22 protein-coding genes are annotated in these 21,572 nt (G+C 38.1%); 11 read left to right on the plus strand and 11 right to left on the minus strand.

Annotated features, from left to right (window positions below):
- Positions 1–27: 27 nt before the first annotated feature.
- From RIB54_RS02070 to cdd, 6 genes are all read right to left on the minus strand, one after another.
- Positions 28–3,600 carry a PAS domain S-box protein gene (locus tag RIB54_RS02070; protein ID WP_350099052.1) on the minus strand — a complete coding sequence of 1,191 codons (3,573 nt, stop codon included), beginning with the start codon at positions 3,598–3,600 and terminating at the stop codon, positions 28–30.
- A gap of 14 nt (positions 3,601–3,614) precedes the next feature.
- Entirely contained in the window at positions 3,615–4,499 is an 885-nt protein-coding gene (locus tag RIB54_RS02075; RefSeq protein ID WP_350064750.1) for a GAF domain-containing protein, read from the minus strand.
- Complete coding sequence (locus RIB54_RS02080; RefSeq protein ID WP_350064748.1) at positions 4,500–5,093, minus strand: chemotaxis protein CheB; 594 nt, start codon at positions 5,091–5,093, stop codon at positions 4,500–4,502. It lies immediately after the preceding gene.
- A gap of 16 nt (positions 5,094–5,109) precedes the next feature.
- Positions 5,110–5,928: a CheR family methyltransferase gene (locus RIB54_RS02085; RefSeq protein WP_350064746.1), complete on the minus strand. Its 819-nt coding sequence runs from the start codon at positions 5,926–5,928 to the stop codon at positions 5,110–5,112.
- Between the two features lie 94 nt (positions 5,929–6,022).
- The gene (locus RIB54_RS02090) at positions 6,023–8,341 is read right to left on the minus strand and encodes a GAF domain-containing protein (protein WP_350099053.1); all 2,319 of its coding nucleotides are present in this window, start codon (positions 8,339–8,341) and stop codon (positions 6,023–6,025) included.
- A gap of 77 nt (positions 8,342–8,418) precedes the next feature.
- On the minus strand, positions 8,419–8,919 hold the full coding sequence (gene cdd, locus RIB54_RS02095; RefSeq protein ID WP_350099054.1) for a cytidine deaminase: 501 nt from the start codon (positions 8,917–8,919) through the stop codon (positions 8,419–8,421).
- Between the two features lie 106 nt (positions 8,920–9,025).
- Between cdd and RIB54_RS02100 the strand changes: the two genes are divergently transcribed.
- Positions 9,026–10,360, plus strand: a complete 1,335-nt coding sequence (locus RIB54_RS02100; protein WP_350099055.1) for a saccharopine dehydrogenase family protein — start codon at positions 9,026–9,028, stop codon at positions 10,358–10,360.
- On the opposite strand, the gene RIB54_RS02105 is transcribed toward RIB54_RS02100, so the two are convergent.
- Positions 10,355–10,861: a HEAT-like fold family protein gene (locus RIB54_RS02105; RefSeq protein ID WP_350068057.1), complete on the minus strand. Its 507-nt coding sequence runs from the start codon at positions 10,859–10,861 to the stop codon at positions 10,355–10,357. The genes RIB54_RS02100 and RIB54_RS02105 overlap by 6 nt on opposite strands.
- A 90-nt stretch (positions 10,862–10,951) precedes the next feature.
- On the opposite strand from RIB54_RS02105, the gene RIB54_RS02110 reads away from it, so the two are divergent.
- The 5 genes from RIB54_RS02110 to RIB54_RS02130 are packed head-to-tail and all read left to right on the plus strand — an operon-like array spanning position 10,952 to position 13,335.
- Complete coding sequence (locus RIB54_RS02110) at positions 10,952–11,413, plus strand: Spy/CpxP family protein refolding chaperone (RefSeq protein ID WP_350099056.1); 462 nt, start codon at positions 10,952–10,954, stop codon at positions 11,411–11,413.
- Positions 11,414–11,420: 7 nt separating this feature from the next.
- Positions 11,421–12,014, plus strand: a complete 594-nt coding sequence (locus RIB54_RS02115) for an RNA polymerase sigma factor (protein ID WP_350099057.1) — start codon at positions 11,421–11,423, stop codon at positions 12,012–12,014.
- Between the two features lie 40 nt (positions 12,015–12,054).
- A complete protein-coding gene (locus RIB54_RS02120; protein ID WP_350099058.1) occupies positions 12,055–12,357 on the plus strand; it encodes a hypothetical protein in 303 nt (100 codons plus the stop codon).
- 2 nt (positions 12,358–12,359) lie between these two features.
- A complete protein-coding gene (locus tag RIB54_RS02125; RefSeq protein ID WP_350099059.1) occupies positions 12,360–12,803 on the plus strand; it encodes a hypothetical protein in 444 nt (147 codons plus the stop codon).
- Positions 12,804–12,858: 55 nt separating this feature from the next.
- Positions 12,859–13,335 carry a DUF456 domain-containing protein gene (locus RIB54_RS02130; protein WP_350099060.1) on the plus strand — a complete coding sequence of 159 codons (477 nt, stop codon included), beginning with the start codon at positions 12,859–12,861 and terminating at the stop codon, positions 13,333–13,335.
- 4 nt (positions 13,336–13,339) lie between these two features.
- On the opposite strand, the gene rnhA is transcribed toward RIB54_RS02130, so the two are convergent.
- The 4 genes from rnhA to aroQ are packed head-to-tail and all read right to left on the minus strand — an operon-like array spanning position 13,340 to position 15,901.
- Positions 13,340–13,798 (minus strand): ribonuclease HI, encoded by a 459-nt coding sequence (gene rnhA / locus RIB54_RS02135; protein ID WP_350099061.1) that lies wholly within the window; start codon positions 13,796–13,798, stop codon positions 13,340–13,342.
- Positions 13,798–14,367, minus strand: coding sequence for a MarC family protein (locus RIB54_RS02140; protein ID WP_350068071.1), 570 nt, complete (start codon positions 14,365–14,367; stop codon positions 13,798–13,800). Before RIB54_RS02140 ends, rnhA begins: the two co-directional genes overlap by 1 nt.
- 53 nt (positions 14,368–14,420) lie before the next feature.
- Positions 14,421–15,473 carry an aminotransferase class V-fold PLP-dependent enzyme gene (locus tag RIB54_RS02145; RefSeq protein WP_350099062.1) on the minus strand — a complete coding sequence of 351 codons (1,053 nt, stop codon included), beginning with the start codon at positions 15,471–15,473 and terminating at the stop codon, positions 14,421–14,423.
- Complete coding sequence (gene aroQ, locus RIB54_RS02150; RefSeq protein WP_350099063.1) at positions 15,470–15,901, minus strand: type II 3-dehydroquinate dehydratase; 432 nt, start codon at positions 15,899–15,901, stop codon at positions 15,470–15,472. The genes RIB54_RS02145 and aroQ overlap by 4 nt, the downstream gene beginning before the upstream one ends.
- Before the next feature lie 104 nt (positions 15,902–16,005).
- On the opposite strand from aroQ, the gene xerD reads away from it, so the two are divergent.
- The 5 genes from xerD to RIB54_RS22395 all read left to right on the plus strand — a co-directional run.
- Positions 16,006–16,905, plus strand: a complete 900-nt coding sequence (gene xerD, locus RIB54_RS02155) for a site-specific tyrosine recombinase XerD (protein WP_350099064.1) — start codon at positions 16,006–16,008, stop codon at positions 16,903–16,905.
- A gap of 66 nt (positions 16,906–16,971) precedes the next feature.
- The gene (locus tag RIB54_RS02160; protein ID WP_350099065.1) at positions 16,972–18,009 is read left to right on the plus strand and encodes a quinone-dependent dihydroorotate dehydrogenase; all 1,038 of its coding nucleotides are present in this window, start codon (positions 16,972–16,974) and stop codon (positions 18,007–18,009) included.
- Positions 18,010–18,065: 56 nt separating this feature from the next.
- Positions 18,066–20,534 carry an FtsK/SpoIIIE family DNA translocase gene (locus RIB54_RS02165; RefSeq protein ID WP_350099066.1) on the plus strand — a complete coding sequence of 823 codons (2,469 nt, stop codon included), beginning with the start codon at positions 18,066–18,068 and terminating at the stop codon, positions 20,532–20,534.
- A 43-nt stretch (positions 20,535–20,577) separates the two neighbouring features.
- A complete protein-coding gene (lolA1, locus tag RIB54_RS02170; RefSeq protein ID WP_350068083.1) occupies positions 20,578–21,219 on the plus strand; it encodes an outer membrane lipoprotein periplasmic chaperone LolA1 in 642 nt (213 codons plus the stop codon).
- Between the two features lie 300 nt (positions 21,220–21,519).
- The coding region (locus tag RIB54_RS22395) for a transposase-like zinc-binding domain-containing protein (RefSeq protein WP_502879592.1) at positions 21,520–21,572 on the plus strand (53 nt) is incomplete at its 3' end.

Raw genomic sequence — 21,572 nt, forward strand, 5'->3', positions numbered from 1 at the left:
GTCAAAATACGACATTTAATTAAAGTTCTAAAATTTTATACCTATTAACAGTACATCATCTGTCTGTTTTTCTTCACCTTTCCAGTCTTCCCATCCTTTGTCAAACACGTCATGTGCTTCAAACATTGATTTTTTATGAATATCAACAATAGTTTCACGAAGGCGTTTAGGGCCATATTTTCTATTATCAGGGCCACCAAACTGGTCTGGGAAACCATCTGAACAGAAGTAGAATGAGTCTCCTTCTTTTAATTCAACAATGTGATTGGTAAAGTTGGTCTGGTTTTTATAAATACCACCACCAATAGCAAATTTATTACCCTTGATTTCTTCCATCTCACCATTTTTCATGACATATAATGGACGGTGAGCACCCGCATATTCGACTCTATGCTTTTTGGTATTTATTTTACAAAGTGCGATGTCCATACCATCTTTGGTTTTAGAATCGTCCTGATCTTGTCTAAGCGTTGTGGTTACACCTTCATCAAGCTGATCTAGAATCAATCCTGGATCAGATATTTTTCTACTTCTTACAATATCATTTAGTAAGAAATAACCTATCAACGAAAGCAATGCACCTGGTACGCCATGACCAGTACAATCTACAGCTGCCAGGTAAATTTCATCACCAATTTTAACATACCATGGGAAGTCACCACTAACCACATCTTTTGGTTTGTAAAGTATAAAAGAGTCTGGAAGTACTTTGGTGATAACCGTATTGTTAGGAAGTATAGCATTCTGGATACGCTTAGCGTAATTAATACTATCAGCAATTTTCTTATTCTTATTTTGGATTTCCAGCTCAATGATCTTACGCTCGGTAATGTCATGCGAAACGAGAAGTACAGATTCTAACTTTTCGTTATCATCAAATTCTGGAATGGCATTTATCTGCATGACACGATCACCCATTTCTGATGGGAAATCCATTTCAGTAGCTACCTTTTCATTCGTGTTATTAACCTGTTCAACAATTTCTAACCACCGATCGAGAATATTTTTATCTAAGTCTGCCTCTACAATTTTCTGGTTTAAGAATTTACCAGGGTTCTTACCTGTATATTCTTCAATTACCGGGTTGATGTAAGAGATTGACTCATCTTCTAGTCTTGTAATAAGGTCAAGGGAATTTTCTGATAAGGCCTGCATTTTACTACGCATTCTCTGCTCAACCTCAGCTCTTCTTCTTTCAGTAATGTCACGGGAATTCACAATCAGACCATGGATTGCAGGGTTTGACATGAAGTTAGTTCCAGTAGACTCAATCCATATGTAGTTGCCTTCCCTGGTAAGGTACTCATATTGAATTGTAACCTGCTCATCAGGGTTTTCGAGCAATCTTTTAAACATGCCTTTAAATTCAGCAACATGCTCTGCGTTCACTTTGTCAGAATCTTTTTGGCCAATCATCTCTTTTTGAGTGTAACCTAAAATTGGCTCCACAGATGGGCTGATGTATCTCACTGTCTCATCTTCTTCATAAATAGTGATTACCTCTGAAGCATTTTCAAGTAGCAACTGCATTCTGTTTTGAGTACGGTTTACTTCCTCAATTTGCTCTTCCAGCTTGCTGTTAGATTTTTGAAGTTCTTCCTGAGTGGCTTGCATCTCTTCAGCATTCTGACGAAGAATCTCCTGCTTCTCTTGCAGCTCACTACTCATGGCCTGAGATTCTTCAAGAAGCCTTCTGGTACGCTCGTTGACCTTTATGTTAAATACTGTTCTGGCCAATATTAAACTCAATTCTTCAACAAACTTTACTTTACTGCTATCAAACTTTTCAAAGCCTGCAAATTCAACTGCTCCATACACCTTCTCGTCTGTGATTAGTGGCACAATAAGTATGGATGTAGGCCTTTGGTCTCCAAGTATACCCGAAGTAATAGTCACATAATCATGAGGTATTTCAGTCCTTAATACGGTATCTCTTTCAGCCGCAGACTGTCCTACTAGTCCTTCTGCAAATTTAAATGAAGCTTTTAAGTGCTTCTTTCTATTATAAGCAAAGCTGGCCTTCATTTCGAGGTAGGAGTCCTCATCTTCGTCATTCACAACATAGAAGGCGCCTTGAACAGCATTGATTTTTCCAATGATGTATTTTACAACTGCATCACCCAGAGGTTCTAGTTCGTCATGAGCTCTAAGAATTTCACCAATCTCAGCCACCCCGGTTACAATCCAGTTTCTTTCCTTATCTCTTTTTTCACCTTCAATCAAGTTGTTTCTCATGTTGATGAGTGCCATGCCTAGTGCATCATCATCATTAATAGACTTGAAATCTGCGGAGAAATTTCCTTCTCCAATTTGCTGGGCAAACTGCGCTGTATTTTTTAACGTATCCACCAGGTGATTAACACTGCCTGTCATTTCACCAATTTCATCTGAAGTCTTAGTCTCAACTTTTTCTGGTAAAATACCATTACCCACTAACTCTAATGTTTTCTTTAATGATAATAGTGGGCTGGTTAGATATTTAGAGAAGATCAATGATACTATAGTAGCTAAAGCCAATATTATAAGGCCTGCTACCAGAAACTTCCATGATTGGTTTTCTGCATTGGCAAAAATCTCTTCTGTATCTATTTTAGAAACAAAACCCCACTGTACATTTGGAATATACGTCCAGTAAGCCAGGTTTTCTTTTCCTCTATAGTCTGTATTTGCGCCAAGCCCTGTAAAACCGGTTACAGCTTTTTGGACAGCTTTGGATTTTGTATCACCAAGATTTACAATCTTAAAAGCGCCTTCAGGATCGTTTCTCGGTTTATTGATATAGTTGATTCGTCCATTTGAAGAATCTAGTTTCGCCAAAATTACTTCGCCATTTTTGCCCAAGCCTGTTGTGTCTGCAATTATATCATAAACTTCGGCCATTGGAAGTTCAATCAAAATGATTGAAGATTCTCCATTATCGTGCGAAATAGGGGCACCTGCATAAAAAGAGAATGTACCGTCTACTTCAATGATGTTACTGAAATAAACGCCTTGAACACTTTTAGAAAGTGTACTTCCATCCGGGTCAATAAAATTACTTCCAGCTGACAGCGCACTGTTGGTAGAGTATTTTATTTTGCCCCCAGGCCCTGTAATCAGGATGTTTTTATAGTTGTATGAAGTTTTTATATCATTTAGAAACGCTTGAACATCATAAGTTGGAGTGGCTGGGGCAGGCGTGCTTGCACCAAAATCTTCAAAACCCCCACCAAAGGGATCGTCTTCTGCTGGCTCATCAAAAGAAGCAAAAGGATCGGTTTCCTCCTCTTCAGCAGCAAAAGGGTCATCTTCGTCACCACCTCCAAAATCGAAATCCATTCCGCTTCCTCCTGAATTACTCGTGCTGGAAGATGCAGTAATACCTTCTTTCAGATCTTTGGCCTGCTGCATGAACTTTAAACTGGCAATTACATGGTCAAAAGAGGTTTTGAGTTTACTGGCTTTACTTTCGCTCACCACCCGAAGGCTTTCACTGTACCTTTGCTGCACAGCTTCCTTGCTCTGACGATAGGAAATGTAACTAATGGCCAGAAGTGTTACCAAGACAATGCTGATAACTAGACCTGTGATTTTCGTACTTATGGATATCTGTTTAAACATATATTTGATATGTTTTAATCTTTTTTAGTTCCTTTACTTTTCGCGGTTTTTTTCACCGGTTCCTTTTCTTCTTTCACTTCTTCAGCTTTTGGAGCTTCCTTTTTATCTGCAGGTTTTCCATACAAGTTACCTGTTATTAATTTGAATGCTTCTTCTACTGCTTCTATGTGCTGCTTGTTAAATTTGGTGAAGGATGCTATCTCAACTACTCCGCATAGTTCGCCATTATATTGCACAGGGGATAATAAAACGTGAGTTGGTGATGCACTTCCTAAGCCTGAAATGATTTTAATATAGCCTTCAGGTATATCATCAAGATTTATAGGCTTTTGCTCAGCAGCCACCTGACCTACAAGTCCTTCACCAAATTCGAAGGTTGGCCTTTGGCTCTCCCCCAAACTCAGGGCATAAGTTGCGTTCATTTGAAGCACCTTCTTTTCACCATCTTTACGAACAGTGTAATACGCTCCAGCTCCAGCTTCCAAATTTTTGCAAATCTCTGTTAGTCCATGCGTCAGTATTTTTTCTTCTGATTTAGCCTTAGTAGTTGAAATGTCTTTAATTGACGAAAAATCTAACTTTTTATCTTCGTTCTTCTTGTCCTCGTCTTCATCAGTTTTTTTCGTTTTGTCCTCTTTCTTTTCCACATAGATTATTTCCATGCTCTTATTGTTAAAGAAGAAATAAACCAGGCCAAGACCTATCAGGATGGAAATACCAGACGCCACATAAAGCTTGATAAGCACCGGCTGAGCACTTGAGATTTGTGAGACATCCAGTGCCTGGCTATCATAAACAAGATCATTTTGGAGGGTGATGAGCGTATAAGCAACAATAAGAACACTTATTACATAAATAAGGGATATAACGATACTTAACTTGCGTTGATCTAATTTCATTTACTTATACTGTTTATGTAATTGTTTGAAAAACTCTACAATTTCATCAATCTTTAGGACATGGTCAATTGTTGTGACACTCATTGCTGCTCTGGGCATGGTTTCGATCATGCATTCTGCAGGATCCTGAACAATTGTTAAACCTCCTCTATCCTTAATATATTTCATGCCTAAACCACCATCACGGTTAGCTCCGGACAACAAAATGCCGATAAGCTTGTCTCTAAAAACATAGGCCGTTGTGCCTAAAGTTAAATCAATGGCCGGGCGCGAGTTATTGATCATTTCTTCGGTAGATAAACTGAAATAATGACCTAACTCTGTTGACATATGGTAATTAGACGGTGCCAAATATACTTTACCTTTTTTTATTGGTTGCTTATCATAAGGTTCTACAATTTCAGCAGTGCTTTTTATAGATAGCGCTTCTACGAATCCGTTTCTAACATGCTTCAATCTATGTAGGCACATAATAATTGGCAATGGGAAATTGTCAGGCAGATTAGAAAGTATTTTCACAATACCTTGAAAACTACCTGCAGACCCTCCAATTACGATGGCCTTATACCGATTATCTAAATTAAAGTTCGTCACCGATTTTAAGAGTCTCTCAATCTTTTATTTTCTTATAAATCTTCTCTTCGTTATTAACAATTATAAATTTGCTAGCAATGTCACACCAAATGAGAGATTCCTTGGAACCGATGGCCAAGTAACCATATTTAAATAAACTTTCATGAAATTTCTTTAGCACCTCATTTTGAAGTGTTTGATTAAAATAAATCATCACATTTCTACAAAGTACAAGGTCGAATTTGTTAAACACCTCCCCGTTGACCAAGTCATGCTTACGGAAAGAAACATTTTCAACCAATGTTTTATCTAAAACGGCTTTGCCATTTACTTCTTTATAATAATCCTTTAAGGATTTGGTGCCCTGATACCGAATATAGTTCTTCTCATTGAGCTCCATATTCTTAAGGTTGTACTCACCACTTTTAGCCTTTTCAAGAATATTGGTATCTAAATCGGTGGCTATAATGCTCGCATTGTCAAGCAAGTTCATTTCTCTCAATAAAATGGCCATGGAAAAGACTTCTTCACCTGAAGAGCATCCAGCATGCCATATCCTGATCTTTTGATGATTGAGTAGTATACCCGGTATAATATCATCTCTCAGAACTCGCCAAAAGGAGGGGTCACGGAACATCTCAGTCACATTGACTGTAATTTCATTCAGAAAATCATCTAGGAACCCCGGATCGTATAGCCGTTTCATCAACGTATCCATGGTCATACTCTTAATCTCAAGTATGCGAGAGATCCTTCTTTTAAAGGAAGACATGGCATAATTAGTAAAATCGTAATTATACTTTGTCTTTACCACCTCCGTGATCTTCTTTAAGTCTGCAATATCAATTTCCTTCATGAATCGATGGGCTTAGAGGTATTTATTGTATCTCGTAAATTAATAAAAATTCATTTATTAATTTTTTAATTTTTCTATTATTCCACTTTAAATGCTAAGTCCAAATGATAAGGAGCTTTTTACTCGCATCATCAGCAGAGATATCTCTGACTGAAACAGTTATGGTTCCTGCATTTAATATTTTTAATTCTTTTTGATCCCCAACAGTTAAAGCAATATTAGCAGGTGTTTCAAAAATAGTAGATATATTTTGATGATCACCGCCTATTTGTTTTTGAGCATTGTTGTTCACTTCAAATATATTGCCTTCACTGTCAACAATCAGATAGTTTCCAATGCTCTTAAAAGCCGATAAAATCTCTTCAGAAATCTTTAATTTATTGTCAAGCTGTGTTTGAGTTATTTCAAGTGCTTCCATGTTTTGCCTCAATTCCTCTTCTACATCCTTAAGCTCTTTCCATTCGTCCACTGCACCGGTTTCTGATTCTTTTTCGAACTGGACTATCAGCTCTACAATTTTCACCACCTCACCCTCTTCATCCATAATAGGGTTGAAAGATGACTTGTATATAACCTCACCAGCAGTTCTATGGTTTTTTGAAACCCATCCGCTGTATGAATTGCCATTTCTAACATTGTAGAATATATCTGCATCGGTATGCAACAAAAAGAAGTTAGCACTTACAATGCTGCTATGATCGTACCCAAGTGATTGGTAGTATTTTTCGTTGGTTGTAATAATATCACCATCTACGCTAAATTCTGCAGTACCAAGAGAGTTGTTAATAGCGTCTAGTTGAGCCATAACGGCTTGCTCCTTTCGGGCCATTTCTTCCTGAGTGGCAGATAACTCTTCCATATTTTGGCGCATTTCTTCTTCCTGGGCCTGCATTTGTTCTGTCAGTTGCTGAGACTCTTCAAGAAGGTGCTTAGTTTTCTCATTGGCTTTTACTCCAGCTATGGTAGAGGCAATGCTCTCACCCAGTTTTTCTACAAATTGGATTTGATATTCTTCAAACTCATGGAAAGAGGCCAGTTCGATAACGCCATAGATATCATTTTCAATTTTTAAAGGAACAAGCAGAATTGTTGTCGGGTTTGCATCTCCCAAACCTGAAGTAATTTCAATATAGTCTTCTGGTATTTCGAATAAGTAGATGGTCTTACGCTCCAGGTAGGTTTGTCCAACAAGCCCTTCACCTAAGCGATAGCTTTTTTGATTGTATTTTTTGTCATTAAAGGCATATAATGAGATTAATTCCAGGTACTTGCTTTGAGGATCTTCCTCATTAATAATATATATGCCACCTTGATTTGATTTTGTGTAATCAACAAGATTGGAAATAATAGCATCGCTTAGTTCCTGAACATTGTCATTAGCCCTTAAAATATCAACGAATTTGGCTAGTCCTCCTGTAGACCATTTACGCTCAGCCTCTTCAAGTTCCATGCGTTTCATTTGATCTCGCATATTGAGCAATGCCCATTCCAGGCTTTTCTCACTTACTTTAGATTCATCAATGCCTTCTAATTTTTCATCAAGCTTACCTTCTCCAATTTTAGCAACAAAGGAAGTAGACCTTTGAAAGGCGGTAGCAATGTTATTAAAACCTTTGGCTATAGTGCCAATCTCATTAGTCCTTTCATAATCAGCTTTTTTACTGAAGTCATTAGCACTAAATAGTACACCTAAATTCTGCAGAGGAACAAAGACATAATTTCTTATCGCTAAAAGAACGAGCACAATGGCGATGGCATTAAACAGCAAAAATGACATTAATATAATGCTCAATGTATCATCGGCTTCTTGCTGATCGAGCCTTACAATGTTTTCCATCTCAGTTATAAGGGCAGGCAATTTTTTTTGATCCATCCTTATGGCATTTGCCGCCTTTCTCACAACATGATTGTCAACTGTTATTTGTTTGTCCTGAATTTCAGTTGTTGTAGTTGAATCATTAATGGCAACCATCACCGCTTGTTGAATGGTGGTGTCTTTCTGGTGTTCCTCGTTAATGATAATTGCAATATTATCTTTTAGCTGTTGCCATGCCGGATGTGCGTTGTTGATTAGTCTGTTAAGTCTGTCAGAGCCTTCACCTATCTCAACTTTTGAGGTTGTTAGTACTCCACCATTTTTAAATTTATCCAGCTCATTTTCAAAAAATACTAGTTGGCTGCTGAGGTTATCTTTCGCCACGGCATTATCGTTAATGGCCAAATCAATATTTTCTTGTATGCTGGCTATTTGGCCTTCAAGGTATTCCAACTCCATCAACTGCGGGCTAAAGCTGGAAAGTTTATCCTTATAATGACTAATAACAAAATAGTTGACGGTGGCCAAAATAAGAAAACCACCGAAGAGGAGGTAAGTCTGTTGGAGTATGGAAAGATTTTTAAGGTTTATCCTCATGAAAGGAAAAATAAATTAAAGCCAGTTATCTAATTTACAATATACTTATAAAATAAAAAGTTTATCGGCATAGAACATCAAAGATTACGCTTTCCAAATGAAAAAGGAAGTAAAATTTGCGCTGATTTTGTCTTTATCCATTTGCCATCTTCAATTCTGAAAATAACTTCATAAGGAAGGTTGAATTTTTGTTCAAATTCCAGCATTACCTGCCTGCACATTCCGCATGGGCCACCAGCTCTCAGATCTTCTTCATTTGCTCGTTTGGCTACAATAGCCAACCTGATAACCGCTGCATGAGGAAATCTGGCACCTGCCTGAAATAGCGCTACTCTTTCAGCACAAAGTCCGGCAGGGTAAGATGCATTTTCTTGATTAGACCCCAGAATTACTTCACTGTTGTTGAGCAGAGCCGCAGCCCCTACTGTAAATTTTGAATAAGGGGAATAACTTGTCTTAAGGGCTTCATTAGCTTTGTTCACTAACCATTGAGACGCTTCATCTAACTCTTCTAAACGGTTATAAATTATATAATCTTCATTTTCACTCATTCCCACAATCCCATTTTTTAAGGCCATGCAATATAATATTACTACGGCTGCATAAAAATTTTTATCGGTAAGAATTACGCTTTGAGGGCAGTAATTCTTTTATTTGAGGCCACTTAAAAAAAGCACTTTTGCGATGAAGATGATATTGGTTTTAGGGGCTGGAAGGTCTGCAAGTTCGTTGATTGATTATTTGATAAATGAATGTAATTCAAATGGTTGGAAACTTAGGGTAGGGGATTATTCATTGTCTTTGGCCCAGGAAAAGTGCAACGGATCTGCTGTGGCACAGGCTTTTCAATTTGACATACTCAATGAGCAGCAAAGGGCTGAAGAAATAAAAAAAGCCGATGTTGTGATTTCAATGCTGCCAGCCAATTTCCATCCAATAGTAGCGGAGCTGTGTGTTGAATATGGTGTAAATATGCTTACGGCCTCTTACGTGTCCAAAGAAATGAAGGCACTGGATGAAAAGGCAAAGCAAAAGGGAGTCTTTTTATTAAATGAGTGTGGTCTTGATCCGGGGATTGATCATATGTCTGCCATGCAGGTGATAGATAAAATCAGGGATGCAGGTCATGAGTTAACTGCTTTTGAATCTTTTACAGGTGGGTTGCTCGCTCCAGATACAGATGACGACAATCCGTGGGAATATAAATTTACATGGAACCCTAGAAATGTAGTTTTGGCAGGGCAAGGCGTGGTTAAGTTTATTCAGGAAGGTAAGTACAAATACATTCCCTATCAGAAACTATTTAGACGTACAGAGCAGGTGCATATTCCCGGTTATGGCTATTTCGAAGGTTATGCCAATCGAGATTCTTTAAAGTATCTGGATGTCTATAATTTGAGAGGGATTTCAACAATCTACCGAGGTACGTTCAGGAGACCGGGCTTCTGCAGAACGTGGGATATTTTTGTTCAGCTTGGGGCTACGGATGATACTTACGAACTGGAAGGAGTAGATAAAATGACGCACAGGGAATTTATTAATTCTTTCCTGTCCTACAATCCGCACGATTCGATAGAGCTGAAATTGGCACATTATCTTGGGCTTGACCTTGACGGGCCTGAAATGCACCGAATGAGATGGGTAGGTATGTTTGATGATGAGTTGGTAGGACTAGATAAAGGAACGCCTGCCCAGATTTTAGAGCATATCTTGAAGAAAAAGTGGACGCTTGACCCTGAAGACAAGGATATGATTGTAATGTGGCACAAGTTTGAATACCTTGAAAATGGTCAGAAAAGGGAGATTCATAGCACTTTGGTAGCAACAGGCGATGATTCAGTTAATACTGCTATGTCAAAAACCGTTGGTCTACCTATAGGTATAGCAGCTAAGCTTTTGCTAAAAGGAGAGATCAACGAAACAGGTGTTCATATACCTATTAAAAAGGAAATTTATACACCGATTCTTAATGAGTTAGATGCCCTGGGTTTTGAAATGAGCGAAAAGCAGGTGTTATAGCTTTTTAAGAATTTTATTGGCTCGACTTTTAAAACCTGCAGAACCATAGGGTAGTTGATCTTCAATCAAAATTTTCAACTCATTCTTTAATTCGGGCACCTTTTTGCAGATGTTGGCAAGAAGTGTCATGGCAAAAACTTTAACTGCTATCGGTTCTTTCGCTGACTCCAGAATTTTAAAGCAGATGTCTGCTGCATCACCGATTATTGTGTTGGGCATTTCTTTTTCCTGCAAAACCCTCAATGTATTTCTCTGTACTGCCACAGTGATATCTTTTTTCAAGTTGAGAATCATTGGCTCTATGTAAGGCTCTATTAACTCAGGGTATTTATCAGCACAATGACTGACCACCCAGGCTGCTCTTTGAGTCACCCTATACTCTGTGTCAAAAAAAAGTATCATAAGCTCATCAAACCTGTTTTGGTCGTTGCCAATGTAGTTTGAGATTTTAAGAGCCTGAGATTTTGAGTGCTCAAATAACAGTTCCTTTTTTATATCCATAGATAAATTTCTGCAGCAGCCCGCAAGTTTTATTTAACTGACGACATCTAATATGCAAGGTTATTTATAAACACTCAAAATTTTATAATTATGAAAAAGTCAATTTTTAGAACGGTATTGTTGGTCATTATGATTGCAGGAACCAGTGTAGTTGTAAATGGTCAGCATCATAAAGGGGCTCATGATAGAGATGATTCATCAAGAAAAGAATTTAGGAAGATGGATAAGGACGGGCATAGAGGTTTACCTGATATGACGGATGAACAAAAGGAGAAGGTTAAAGACTTAAGAACATCTTTACTGAAAGATATTACTCCTGTTGAAAATGAGTTGAATGAGAAAGAAGCAAAGCTTAACACATTGAGTGCTGCTGAAAAGGTGGACAAAAAGGCCATCGAGAAAACGGTTAAGGAGATTGGAGAGCTAAAAACCAAATTGATGTTGGCAAGAGAGTTTCATAAGCAAGATGTAAGAGCTATATTGACAGAGGAACAACGTGTCGTTTTTGATAGAATGGGTGGCCATAAAAGAGGAATGAGACACGGCAGATAAAACAATTTTGTCAGAAAATACGAGCTTTTTTGATACTCAAGAGGCTATAAACCAGCTAAAAGCTGGAGATGAAGCCACATTTAAAGACCTTGTTTTGAAATTTCAAAACAAGGTCTTTAATGTTTGTGTGGGTATGCTTAAAAATTCGGAAGAAGCTGAGGATCTGGCGCAGGAAGTATTTGTTGAAGTTTTCAGAAATATTGACCAGTTCAATGCAGATGCTAAGCTCAGCACCTGGATCTACAGAATTGCGGTAAACAAATCTTTAGAACATATTAGGTATAATAGACGTCAAAAAAGGTTTGCCTGGTTGACATCCTTGTTTGGCGCAGATGAAGATTTAGCCCGCAATTATTCAGATTTTTATCACCCCGGGGTGGCTTTGGAAAATAAGGAGACGGCCAAAATATTGCATAATGCTATTGATAAGTTGGCCGAGAATCAGAGAGCTGCTTTTGTAATGCACAAAATGGAAGGTCTTAGTTATCAGGAGGTAGCTGATATTATGCAGTTAAGTCTCTCTTCAGTGGAGTCTTTGATGCATAGAGCCAAGAAAAGATTACGCGAATTGCTCAATGATTTTTATAAAAATGATAACTGAGCACAAGTTTTTTAAAATATTGACATCAAATGTTTAAGCAATGAAAAATGAGATAAACGATAAGGTAGAAAAAACACTGGCAGCTTTCGACAATATGGAGCGCGCTGAAGTTGAACCATTCTTCTATACCCGTCTGCAAGGAAGGTTGGAGTCTGATAGCAAATCAATAGCCATTCAAAGGAAATTTGCGTGGGCTACGGTGGTGGCTATTCTAATTTTGAATTCTTTATTTTATGCATTCTATGAGCCTGTAGAAGAGATAAATACAGATGAAGTTATTGTTCAGATGTATGATGAATACAATATAGAACAGATTGATTTACTAGAAGAAGTTGGGGACTAGAGATGAGAAATAATAAGGTACTTATAGGCGTAATCATTGTTCTGGTAATACTTAATGTAATCTCATTATCATTCATTTGGAGTGGCAATGATCATCACGATAGTCATCGACCACCAAAAGTTGAAAAATATCTTGGTAAGCGACTTCATTTGAATGAAGAGCAGATTGCCTTTTTCAAAAATTCAAGAAGAGAACACTTTGAAAGAAAGGGAGATTTAATGGCTGATATTGCTGGTTTACGAACACAATTGGCACAGCAAATAGAAAAGGAGGCCTCTGATTCACTTCTTAATTTAATTGCTTCAAATTATAAAGAGCTCGAAATGCTTAATCATGAACATTTCAGAAGGCTACGCTCCATTTGCGATGATGAGCAGAAGCTTACATTTGATAGCCTACTATTTGACCTCGCCAAAAAAGGAGAACTCAGAGGAAGAACTCATTAAACATTTTGGATATTGAAGAAATGATAAGCTACTTTATCGCTTATTATTTTAATCAATGGATATATTCTTAATCATTGTTGGAAGCCTGCTGATGATAGTAGGTTTTTTTGGGTGTTTTCTGCCTATACTTCCAGGCCCACCAATTAGCTATTTAGGGCTAATAGCACTTCACTACACTTCTGATGTCAGCTTTACAGACAATTTTCTTATTACCTGGGGTATCATCACGGCCGTTGTTTTTGGGTTAGATTATGTTATTCCATCTTATGGAACAAAGAAATATGGCGGAACGAGAGCTGGAGTAATTGGCTCCATGATAGGCGTTGTATTTGGTTTATTTCTTTTTCCACCTATCGGTATTATCATTGGGCCGATGATAGGAGCTTTTATTGGAGAACTGTTTACAGGAAGAAATTCTAAAGAAGCAATAAGAGCTGCGTGGGGATCATTTATTGGGTTTTTGCTGGGCACATTGCTGAAAATGGTCGCCAGCGTAATGATGATTTATTACTTCGTAGAAGCGCTGATTTAAAGTTTTAACTTTCATAACCTACATCAGCAGGTAAATTACCACCTTCTGCGGCTTCAACTGCCAACTGATCGCAGCGCTCGTTTTCTTTTAAGCCAGCATGCCCCTTTACCCAAACGAATTTCACTTTATGTTTTTTGTATAAAGGAATGAAGGCTTTCCAAAGATCGACATTAGCCTTGTCCTTAAAATTTTTCTTCTCCCAATTCCAAAGCCAACCTTTTTCTACAGCATCTACCACATATTTGCTATCAGAATAAATGGTAACTGGAGCACCAGCTTTCTTTATGGTTTCCAGACCTTTGATCACCGCTAACAATTCCATTCTATTGTTAGTAGTATTTCTAAAACCTTCTGAAAGCTCCTTGCGGTATGGTTTGTCATTGACCTTTGCCAACATTACCACTCCATATCCACCCGGTCCGGGATTGCCTTTTGCTGCTCCGTCTGTGTAGATTGTAATCATTAAATCAAGCCGATGTTATCTTTAAATATTTTTACTGCTATTGCTAAAAGAATAATCCCGAAAACACGTCTCAAGATACTGAATCCCGAATCCCCAAGCTTTCTTTCTAGCCAAGAGGTGGATTTTAGTACCAAATAGACAAAGGCCAGGTTTATTACAATGCCAACCAGAATGTTAGGCGTGGTATAAACAGCCCTGATTGATAATATTGTTGTCAAGGTTCCTGCGCCAGCAATTAAAGGAAATGCCAATGGAACGATTGACCCTGCTTTGCTTTCCCCATCAGACCTGAAAAGAGTAACGCCAAGGATCATTTCCATGGCAATGATAAACATAACGATAGCTCCGGCAACTGCAAATGAGCCTATATCCAAACCGAAGAGTTTTAAGATGCTTTGCCCAAGAAACAGGAACACCACCATTAAAATCCCAGAGATTATTGTTGCCCTGCCTGAATGTATTTTTCCTTGTTTTTTTCTAAGGTCAATTACAATAGGAATGGATCCTAAAATGTCAATTACAGAGAACAAGATCAATGTAACTGAAAAAATGTCTTTAAATATAAACATGGTGCAAAACTATAATAATTGGGGGTTTAAAAGTCTCAATATACAAAAACAAATCAGTTGGTTGATTTATCGATAAATTCAATCAATGAATTTATCTCCTTATTCCTGATAGCAGGAAAATTGGCAATTCGAAATGTTCCATTTTTATGCTCACCATAACCATTGCCCAACATGATGCCTTCTACCTTAGCCTCTTCTTTAATTTTCGATATTAGCTCAGGATTTCCTTGTAATACCAAAACTGTTTCAGACCTAACTTTTGAGTTAGTTATTAAAGGTTTCAACTCCACTTTAGTTTCAAAAAACTCAAGGTAAGCCTTCATTCTGTCTTGCAGGCCCTGAGATATTTTTGCTACATTTTTAGTGGTGGCTAATACCCGGTTTAAGAGATAGAGGTTGAGCACGTTTGGTGTATGTGTGGTCTGGGATTTGGCGGCATTGTCTACAATAGCATTTAGACTATTGTAGTATTTCCTACAGTCATTTCTGGCTTCCAGTGCATAGGGCGAGCATATCATGACAGACATACCAGCAGGCAGGCCTAAGCATTTCTGTACAGAGGCATACCAGATGTCAGCATTTTCAATATTTAGCTTTGAACCACCAAGTGACGATGTAGCATCTACTGCAATAATGTGATTGGGATACTCCTTTCTAATTTTTGCTATCCTTTTGTTTGAAATACAGGTTCCGTTAGAAGTTTCATTCTGAGTAAGGCAAATCAAACCATCTTCCCCTGAAAGGTCTAACTCCGAAAGGTTAAGTACTTTGTTCATTTCATAATGGTACCCAATGGTTAGTGGCTTGATTTTTTTAGTATTCTCAAACCATTTTTTGCCAAATGCGCCATTGTAAAAATGGTAGCTCAAACCATCAAATGACTGCGCTATGACTTGCCAGCATTCAGTGGCAGAGGACAAGTAAAATATTTGATAATCATCAGGCACATTGAGTTTTTTCTTGACCAATTGATTGGTATGCTCTAACAGAGACATAAACTCAGAGCTACGATGGTTAATGCTCAAAATGCCTTCATCATATGCCTGCCTGACATACTCTGGAACTTTATCATAAACTCGCGATGGACCGGGATAAAATGTTATCATTTAGGCTCCTTCCTATTAATCAAATAGGTGATAGCCAATAAATAGCCCTCAAGACCCAGCCCTGAAATCATGCCTATGCATTCTTTGCTTATGATGCTTTTGTGACGAAACTCTTCCCTTTTATAGATATTGGAAATATGCACCTCAATAACATCGGTTTTGATAGCCGCTATGGCATCTGAAATAGCCACTGAAGTGTGCGTATATCCACCGGCATTGAGGATTATACCATCATAGTTGAATCCCGCTTCATGCAGTTTGTTTATGATTTCACCTTCTACATTGCTTTGATAGTATTCAAGGTCAATCTCTTTGAAATTACTTTTTATAGTTTCAAAAAAAGATAGAAAGCTTTGATCACCATAAATATCAGGCTCGCGTGTGCCTAGCAGGTTCAAATTGGGGCCGTTTATTATTAGTATTTTCATATAAATGCTACTTGGGTAAATCTACGATTTTATATTATCAAGCGATGATTAATTATCAATTTTGATTACTCCAATGTTGGTAAAATCAACTAATTTCAAACTTTATGAGTTGGATCTTTCAAATTACGCAGTTCAAAAATTACCTGAAGCTTGAGCGCTCATTGTCTGACAATTCTGTTCAGGCATATATCAGAGATATAGAGAAGCTAAGTCAGTTTTTTGAGCTTAAAAACCTGGAGATTGATCCTGTTGATGTGACTAGTCATAACCTTCAGGACTTTATACAATACGTTAACGAATTAGGCTTGGCGCCACATTCTCAAGCCCGTATTTTAAGTGGGGTTAAAGCCTTTTATAAGTATCTGGCATTTGAGGATTTGATAGAAAATGACCCAACCCAACTTATTGAAGGGCCAAAACTTGGTAGAAAATTACCCGATACTTTAGATTTCAATGAGATTGTGAGCCTTTTAGAGGCTATAGACCATTCTACACCAGAAGGCCAAAGAAATAGGGCGATGCTGGAGGTGCTTTACAGCTCGGGACTAAGAGTCTCCGAACTCATAGATTTGAGATTAACCAATATCATGGAAGATATTGGTTTTTTAAGAGTAGTGGGGAAGGGGGATAAAGAGCGTTTAGTGCCCATAGGTAAAGATGCTTTAAAGTATTTCAATATCTATAAAAGTGAGGTGCGGGTGCACATTAATATTCAACGAGGATATGAGAATTATGCATTTTTAAACCGGAGAGGTAAGAAACTTACCAGGGTCATGGTTTTTACCATCATTAAAAATCTAGCTATTTCAATAGGCATGAAGAAAAATATAAGCCCCCATACTTTTAGACATTCTTTTGCTACTCATTTAATTGAAGGTGGCGCTGACCTGAGGGCTGTGCAGGAAATGCTGGGCCATGAGTCCATTACCACCACAGAAATATACACTCACCTTGATAGGGACTACCTTAGACAGGTCATCCAGGATTTTCATCCAAGAAGCTGACATTTCCGTTTTGCTTAATATTAATTCGGTTATCTTTGTGCGCTGAAAAAATAACAGACCTGCGCAGTGTATAAACTTCTTATCCGACCAATTTTCTTTCTTTTTGATCCTGAAAAAATTCATCATTTCACGTTCAATTTATTACGTTTCTTAGGCAAGGTGCCTGGTGTTAAGGCAATTTGGAAAGGACTTTATGCTACCAAAAGTGAATCATTAAAAAGGACTTTTTTTGGTATTGACTTCCCTAACCCAGTTGGGCTTGCCGCTGGTTTTGATAAGGATGCAAAACTGATTGATGAGCTTGGCTGCTTCGGTTTTGGCTTTGTAGAGATAGGTACTTTAACGCCAAAAGGCCAGCCGGGAAATGACAAACCCAGATTGTTCAGGCTTCCTGAAGACAAAGCCCTCATTAACAGAATGGGTTTCAATAATGGCGGTGTTGATGAAGCTGTGTTAAGATTGAAAAGCAGAAAGTCTAAAGTTATTGTTGGTGGCAACATAGGGAAGAATAAGGTAACACCAAATGAAGAGGCCTTTAAGGATTATGAAATTGCCTTTGAAGCATTATATGACCATGTTGACTATTTTGTGGTTAATGTAAGCTCACCAAATACGCCTAATTTAAGAGCGCTGCAAGACAAGAAACCTTTGGCTGAGATTATTCAAAAGCTTCAGGCGATTAATAAAACCAAGCCCACTCAAAAACCTATTTTACTTAAGATAGCTCCGGACTTAACAGATGGCCAATTGGATGACATTGTTGAATTGGTAAATGATGTTAAGCTCGATGGACTTATAGCTACAAACACAACCATTTCAAGAGAAAATCTTTCTACCAGCACTCAGAAGGTTGAAGCCATAGGAATGGGAGGGCTTAGCGGCAAACCAGTGAAAGACAGAAGTAATGAAGTGCTGTCATATTTAAGAAAAGCCTTAGGCAATGATTACCCAATTATTGGCGTTGGAGGTATAATGAGCCCTGAAGATGCCGCAGAGAAAATGAAAGCAGGTGCTTCCCTAATACAGATCTACACAGGTTTCATTTATGAAGGACCGGGGTTTGTAAAACGGATAAATAGCAAGATCGCTGCTACTATGGCTTAGGTCATTATTTCTCCATGACATTTCATTATATTCACTAGCTTTGTATTTTTGACAGAATGGCCAAAAACACCTATAAATCAAATACTTTTAAGGAATCGAGCAAAGAGAAGGGGAGTAAATTCAAAATGAATTTATCACTGGGGTTTTTGAAGGATAAAAGATTTCAGCTCACCATTGGCTTTTTTCTGATCATCAGCGCTCTTTACATTTTCGTAGCGCTTATTTCTTATCTATTTACCGGCAAGGCTGATCAGAGTGTGGTTGAGGCCATTAATGAAACGGGTGTTATCCAATCTGGCCGGGAAGCTGAAAACTGGCTGGGCTTATATGGAGCTTTTGTTTCTCACTATTTTATATTCAGATGGTTTGGCCTGGCTTCATTTTTCACACCGCCATTGTTATTTCTTTTAGGTTATAAAATAGTTTTCAAAAAAGAAATCATTTCTGTAAGTGCTACACTTACTTTTTGTTTGTTTTTCACGCTATGGCTTAGCATCCTGTTAGGCTATACAGTTTACAATTCAGAGGGTGTTTCTGAATGGGGCTTTTTAAGCGGAGGAGTTGGTTATCAACTTTCCATCATTCTGGAAGGACTCATTGGTTGGGGAACATTATTGCTGCTCATTTTCTCTTTTCTGGTTTTTGTCATCTATTTCTTCAACGTTACTACCATGATTGGCCTTCAGGGGAAGGTCAAAGAGGGTGTAGATGAAGTGGAAAAGGTAGTTACGGAAGTAAAGGCCGATTCATTTGAAGATGATGCTGATCTTTTGGAAGAAGATGAAGAAGATTTGGCAGATGACAGCGAATCTTGGGAGGTAAAGAATGTAGAGGAAAAGGTTGAAAAGAAACCAATTGAAGTTGAAATAGAAGAGCCTACGGTAAAGAAAGAACCAGTTAAAAGTGTAGAATTTGAAGTAACTGAAAACACTCCTAGACCTACACCTAAAGTAGAGGAGCCTGATTTTGTGGTTGAGGAGGAAGTGGTTGAAGAGACTGTTGCAGACACACAAGAAAATTACGACCCTACTTTAGATTTGGGATCTTATAAATATCCAACGCTCGATTTGCTAGATGCCCATGATACCAGCAAGGTTCAGGTAACTAAAGAAGAACTCGAGGTTAATAAAGACAAGATTCTTGAGACGCTGGTCAACTTCAAAATTGGTATTAACAGCATTAAGGCTACCATTGGGCCAACGGTTACGTTATATGAAATTGTACCAGAAGCAGGTGTTAAGATTTCCAAGATTAAAAACCTGGAAGATGATATCGCACTAAGTCTTGCCGCTTTAGGCATTAGAATTATTGCTCCAATACCAGGAAAGGGGACAATTGGTATCGAGGTGCCGAATAAGAATCCTGAGATGGTAGGCATTCGCTCAGTGCTTTCTACTGAGAAGTTCATGAAGAGCGATAAGGAATTGCCTGTTGCTCTTGGCAAGACAATTTCCAATGAAGTACATGTAATAGACCTGGCAAAAATGCCTCATTTGCTTATGGCAGGTGCAACAGGTCAGGGTAAGTCGGTAGGTTTAAATGTCCTTTTGACTTCATTACTTTATAAAAAACACCCATCCCAATTGAAATTTGTGCTGGTTGACCCGAAGAAGGTAGAGCTGACACTTTTCAATAAGATTGAAAGACATTTCTTAGCCAAATTGCCAGATGGTGAGGAGGCCATTATTACTGATACTAAAAAGGTAATCAATACATTAAATTCTTTGTGTATTGAGATGGATAACCGCTATGACTTGTTGAAAGAAGCGGGATCAAGAAACCTGAAAGAATATAACGCCAAGTTTGTCAAGCGCAGGTTAAACCCTGAGAAAGGACATAGGTTCTTACCATACATTGTTTTGGTCATTGATGAGCTGGCAGATTTGATGATGACGGCTGGTAAAGAGGTGGAAACACCTATTGCGCGTTTGGCACAATTGGCCAGGGCCATTGGTATTCACCTTGTGGTGGCAACGCAGCGTCCGTCTGTCAATGTTATTACAGGTATTATTAAAGCCAACTTCCCGGCAAGGTTATCTTTTAGGGTTACCTCTAAAATTGACTCACGAACCATCCTTGATACTGGTGGTGCAGATCAGCTGATAGGTATGGGAGATATGCTACTTTCACAGGGCTCTGATTTGATAAGGATACAGTGTGCTTTTGTAGATACCCCGGAAGTTGAGCGAATTTGTGATTATATTGGTGAACAAAGAGGGTATGAATCTGCTTATATGCTACCAGAATTTACCGGAGATGCCGATAGTTCTTCTGTAGGAGAAGTGGATTTGTCAGACAGGGATGCTTTATTTGATGATGCTGCCAGATTAATAGTCATGCACCAACAGGGAAGTACATCACTGATACAAAGGAAATTGAAGCTTGGATATAACAGAGCTGGCAGGCTTATTGATCAATTGGAAGCAGCCGGTATTGTTGGTCCGTTTGAGGGAAGCAAAGCCCGCGAGGTGCTTATTCCTGATGAATATAGTTTGGAACAATTATTGAATGAGCTGAATTCGTAAAAGAATTAAGAATAAATAAAGTTTACAATCAGAAAGAATTGCAATGAAAAAGATTTTAATGATGATGTTGATGAGTGCAGTGGGAATTTCGGCATATGCACAGTATGATCCTAATGCGCTTAAAGTGCTGGATGGCATGAGTGCCAAATACAAAAAGATTCCTGCCTATAGTGCAAACATTACATCAAGCCTGATCAATGAGACAGATGGCATCAATGAAAATTTCAGTGGTAAAATTGCTGTAAAAGGCGAAATGTATAAACTGGAAATGGAAGAGCAGGTGGTGATAAATAATGGTACTACCGTATGGACATACCTGCCTGATGTTAACGAAGTTAATATTGACACTTACAGCCCTGAAGAAGACGAGATATCACCTTCAAAAATTTACGATGCTTACAAAAATGGTTATAAGTACGTGTTGATAGGTGAAGAAAACAATGGCGGGGCGCTTTGTTCTGTGGTTGATCTTATCCCTAATGACAAAGACGCACAGTTCTTCAAGATCAAGCTGTTTATCGCCAAAAATGACAACAGCCTTAAAAGCTGGACCATGTTTGACAAGTCCGGGAATAAATACAACTATACTATAAAGAATTTTAAGGCCATTAACAATCCATCAGATGCTGATTTCACATTTGATGCGACTAAATATCCTGGGGTTGAAATTATTGACCTAAGATAGGATTGATAATAGAGCTATTAAGGAAGGCCGCTGAAAAGTGGCTTTTTTTGTTTTTGAGGGGGCTATGTTTTTCCCAGCCATGTTTCGTGTCTTCACGAAACAAGCGCTGATGGGACATAATGATAAGAATGAAAGTGAAGGTAAATGTAGATATAATGGACAAAAATGGTTGGTAAAATCCTTGTAACTCACAGATAATCAATAGGATATGTATGGTTCATTGAAAATCGTTTCAATGAGCTTTTTTTTGTATATGAAAAGTGCAAAAAAAGATGTTGGGCTTGTGGCCATTTAGATGCTATTAAATGGTCAAAACGAAATGGAAAACAGAGATACAAGTGCAAAAACTGCGG

The sequence above is a fragment of the Fulvivirga sp. genome (assembly GCF_040218215.1).
GTDB lineage: Bacteria > Bacteroidota > Bacteroidia > Cytophagales > Cyclobacteriaceae > Fulvivirga.

Excerpts from the sequence above, each read along its gene's own strand:
- RIB54_RS02070 (WP_350099052.1), bottom strand. The coding sequence starts at position 3,600 with ATGTTTAAACAGATATCCATAAGTACGAAAATCACAGGTCTAGTTATC.
- RIB54_RS02075 (WP_350064750.1), bottom strand. The coding sequence starts at position 4,499 with ATGAAATTAGATCAACGCAAGTTAAGTATCGTTATATCCCTTATTTAT.
- RIB54_RS02085 (WP_350064746.1), bottom strand. The coding sequence starts at position 5,928 with ATGAAGGAAATTGATATTGCAGACTTAAAGAAGATCACGGAGGTGGTA.
- RIB54_RS02090 (WP_350099053.1), bottom strand. The coding sequence starts at position 8,341 with ATGAGGATAAACCTTAAAAATCTTTCCATACTCCAACAGACTTACCTC.
- cdd (WP_350099054.1), bottom strand. The coding sequence starts at position 8,919 with ATGGCCTTAAAAAATGGGATTGTGGGAATGAGTGAAAATGAAGATTAT.
- RIB54_RS02100 (WP_350099055.1), top strand. The coding sequence starts at position 9,026 with ATGAAGATGATATTGGTTTTAGGGGCTGGAAGGTCTGCAAGTTCGTTG.
- RIB54_RS02105 (WP_350068057.1), bottom strand. The coding sequence starts at position 10,861 with ATGGATATAAAAAAGGAACTGTTATTTGAGCACTCAAAATCTCAGGCT.
- RIB54_RS02110 (WP_350099056.1), top strand. The coding sequence starts at position 10,952 with ATGAAAAAGTCAATTTTTAGAACGGTATTGTTGGTCATTATGATTGCA.
- RIB54_RS02120 (WP_350099058.1), top strand. The coding sequence starts at position 12,055 with ATGAAAAATGAGATAAACGATAAGGTAGAAAAAACACTGGCAGCTTTC.
- RIB54_RS02125 (WP_350099059.1), top strand. The coding sequence starts at position 12,360 with ATGAGAAATAATAAGGTACTTATAGGCGTAATCATTGTTCTGGTAATA.
- RIB54_RS02130 (WP_350099060.1), top strand. The coding sequence starts at position 12,859 with ATGGATATATTCTTAATCATTGTTGGAAGCCTGCTGATGATAGTAGGT.
- rnhA (WP_350099061.1), bottom strand. The coding sequence starts at position 13,798 with ATGATTACAATCTACACAGACGGAGCAGCAAAAGGCAATCCCGGACCG.
- RIB54_RS02140 (WP_350068071.1), bottom strand. The coding sequence starts at position 14,367 with ATGTTTATATTTAAAGACATTTTTTCAGTTACATTGATCTTGTTCTCT.
- RIB54_RS02145 (WP_350099062.1), bottom strand. The coding sequence starts at position 15,473 with ATGATAACATTTTATCCCGGTCCATCGCGAGTTTATGATAAAGTTCCA.
- aroQ (WP_350099063.1), bottom strand. The coding sequence starts at position 15,901 with ATGAAAATACTAATAATAAACGGCCCCAATTTGAACCTGCTAGGCACA.
- xerD (WP_350099064.1), top strand. The coding sequence starts at position 16,006 with ATGAGTTGGATCTTTCAAATTACGCAGTTCAAAAATTACCTGAAGCTT.
- RIB54_RS02165 (WP_350099066.1), top strand. The coding sequence starts at position 18,066 with ATGGCCAAAAACACCTATAAATCAAATACTTTTAAGGAATCGAGCAAA.
- lolA1 (WP_350068083.1), top strand. The coding sequence starts at position 20,578 with ATGAAAAAGATTTTAATGATGATGTTGATGAGTGCAGTGGGAATTTCG.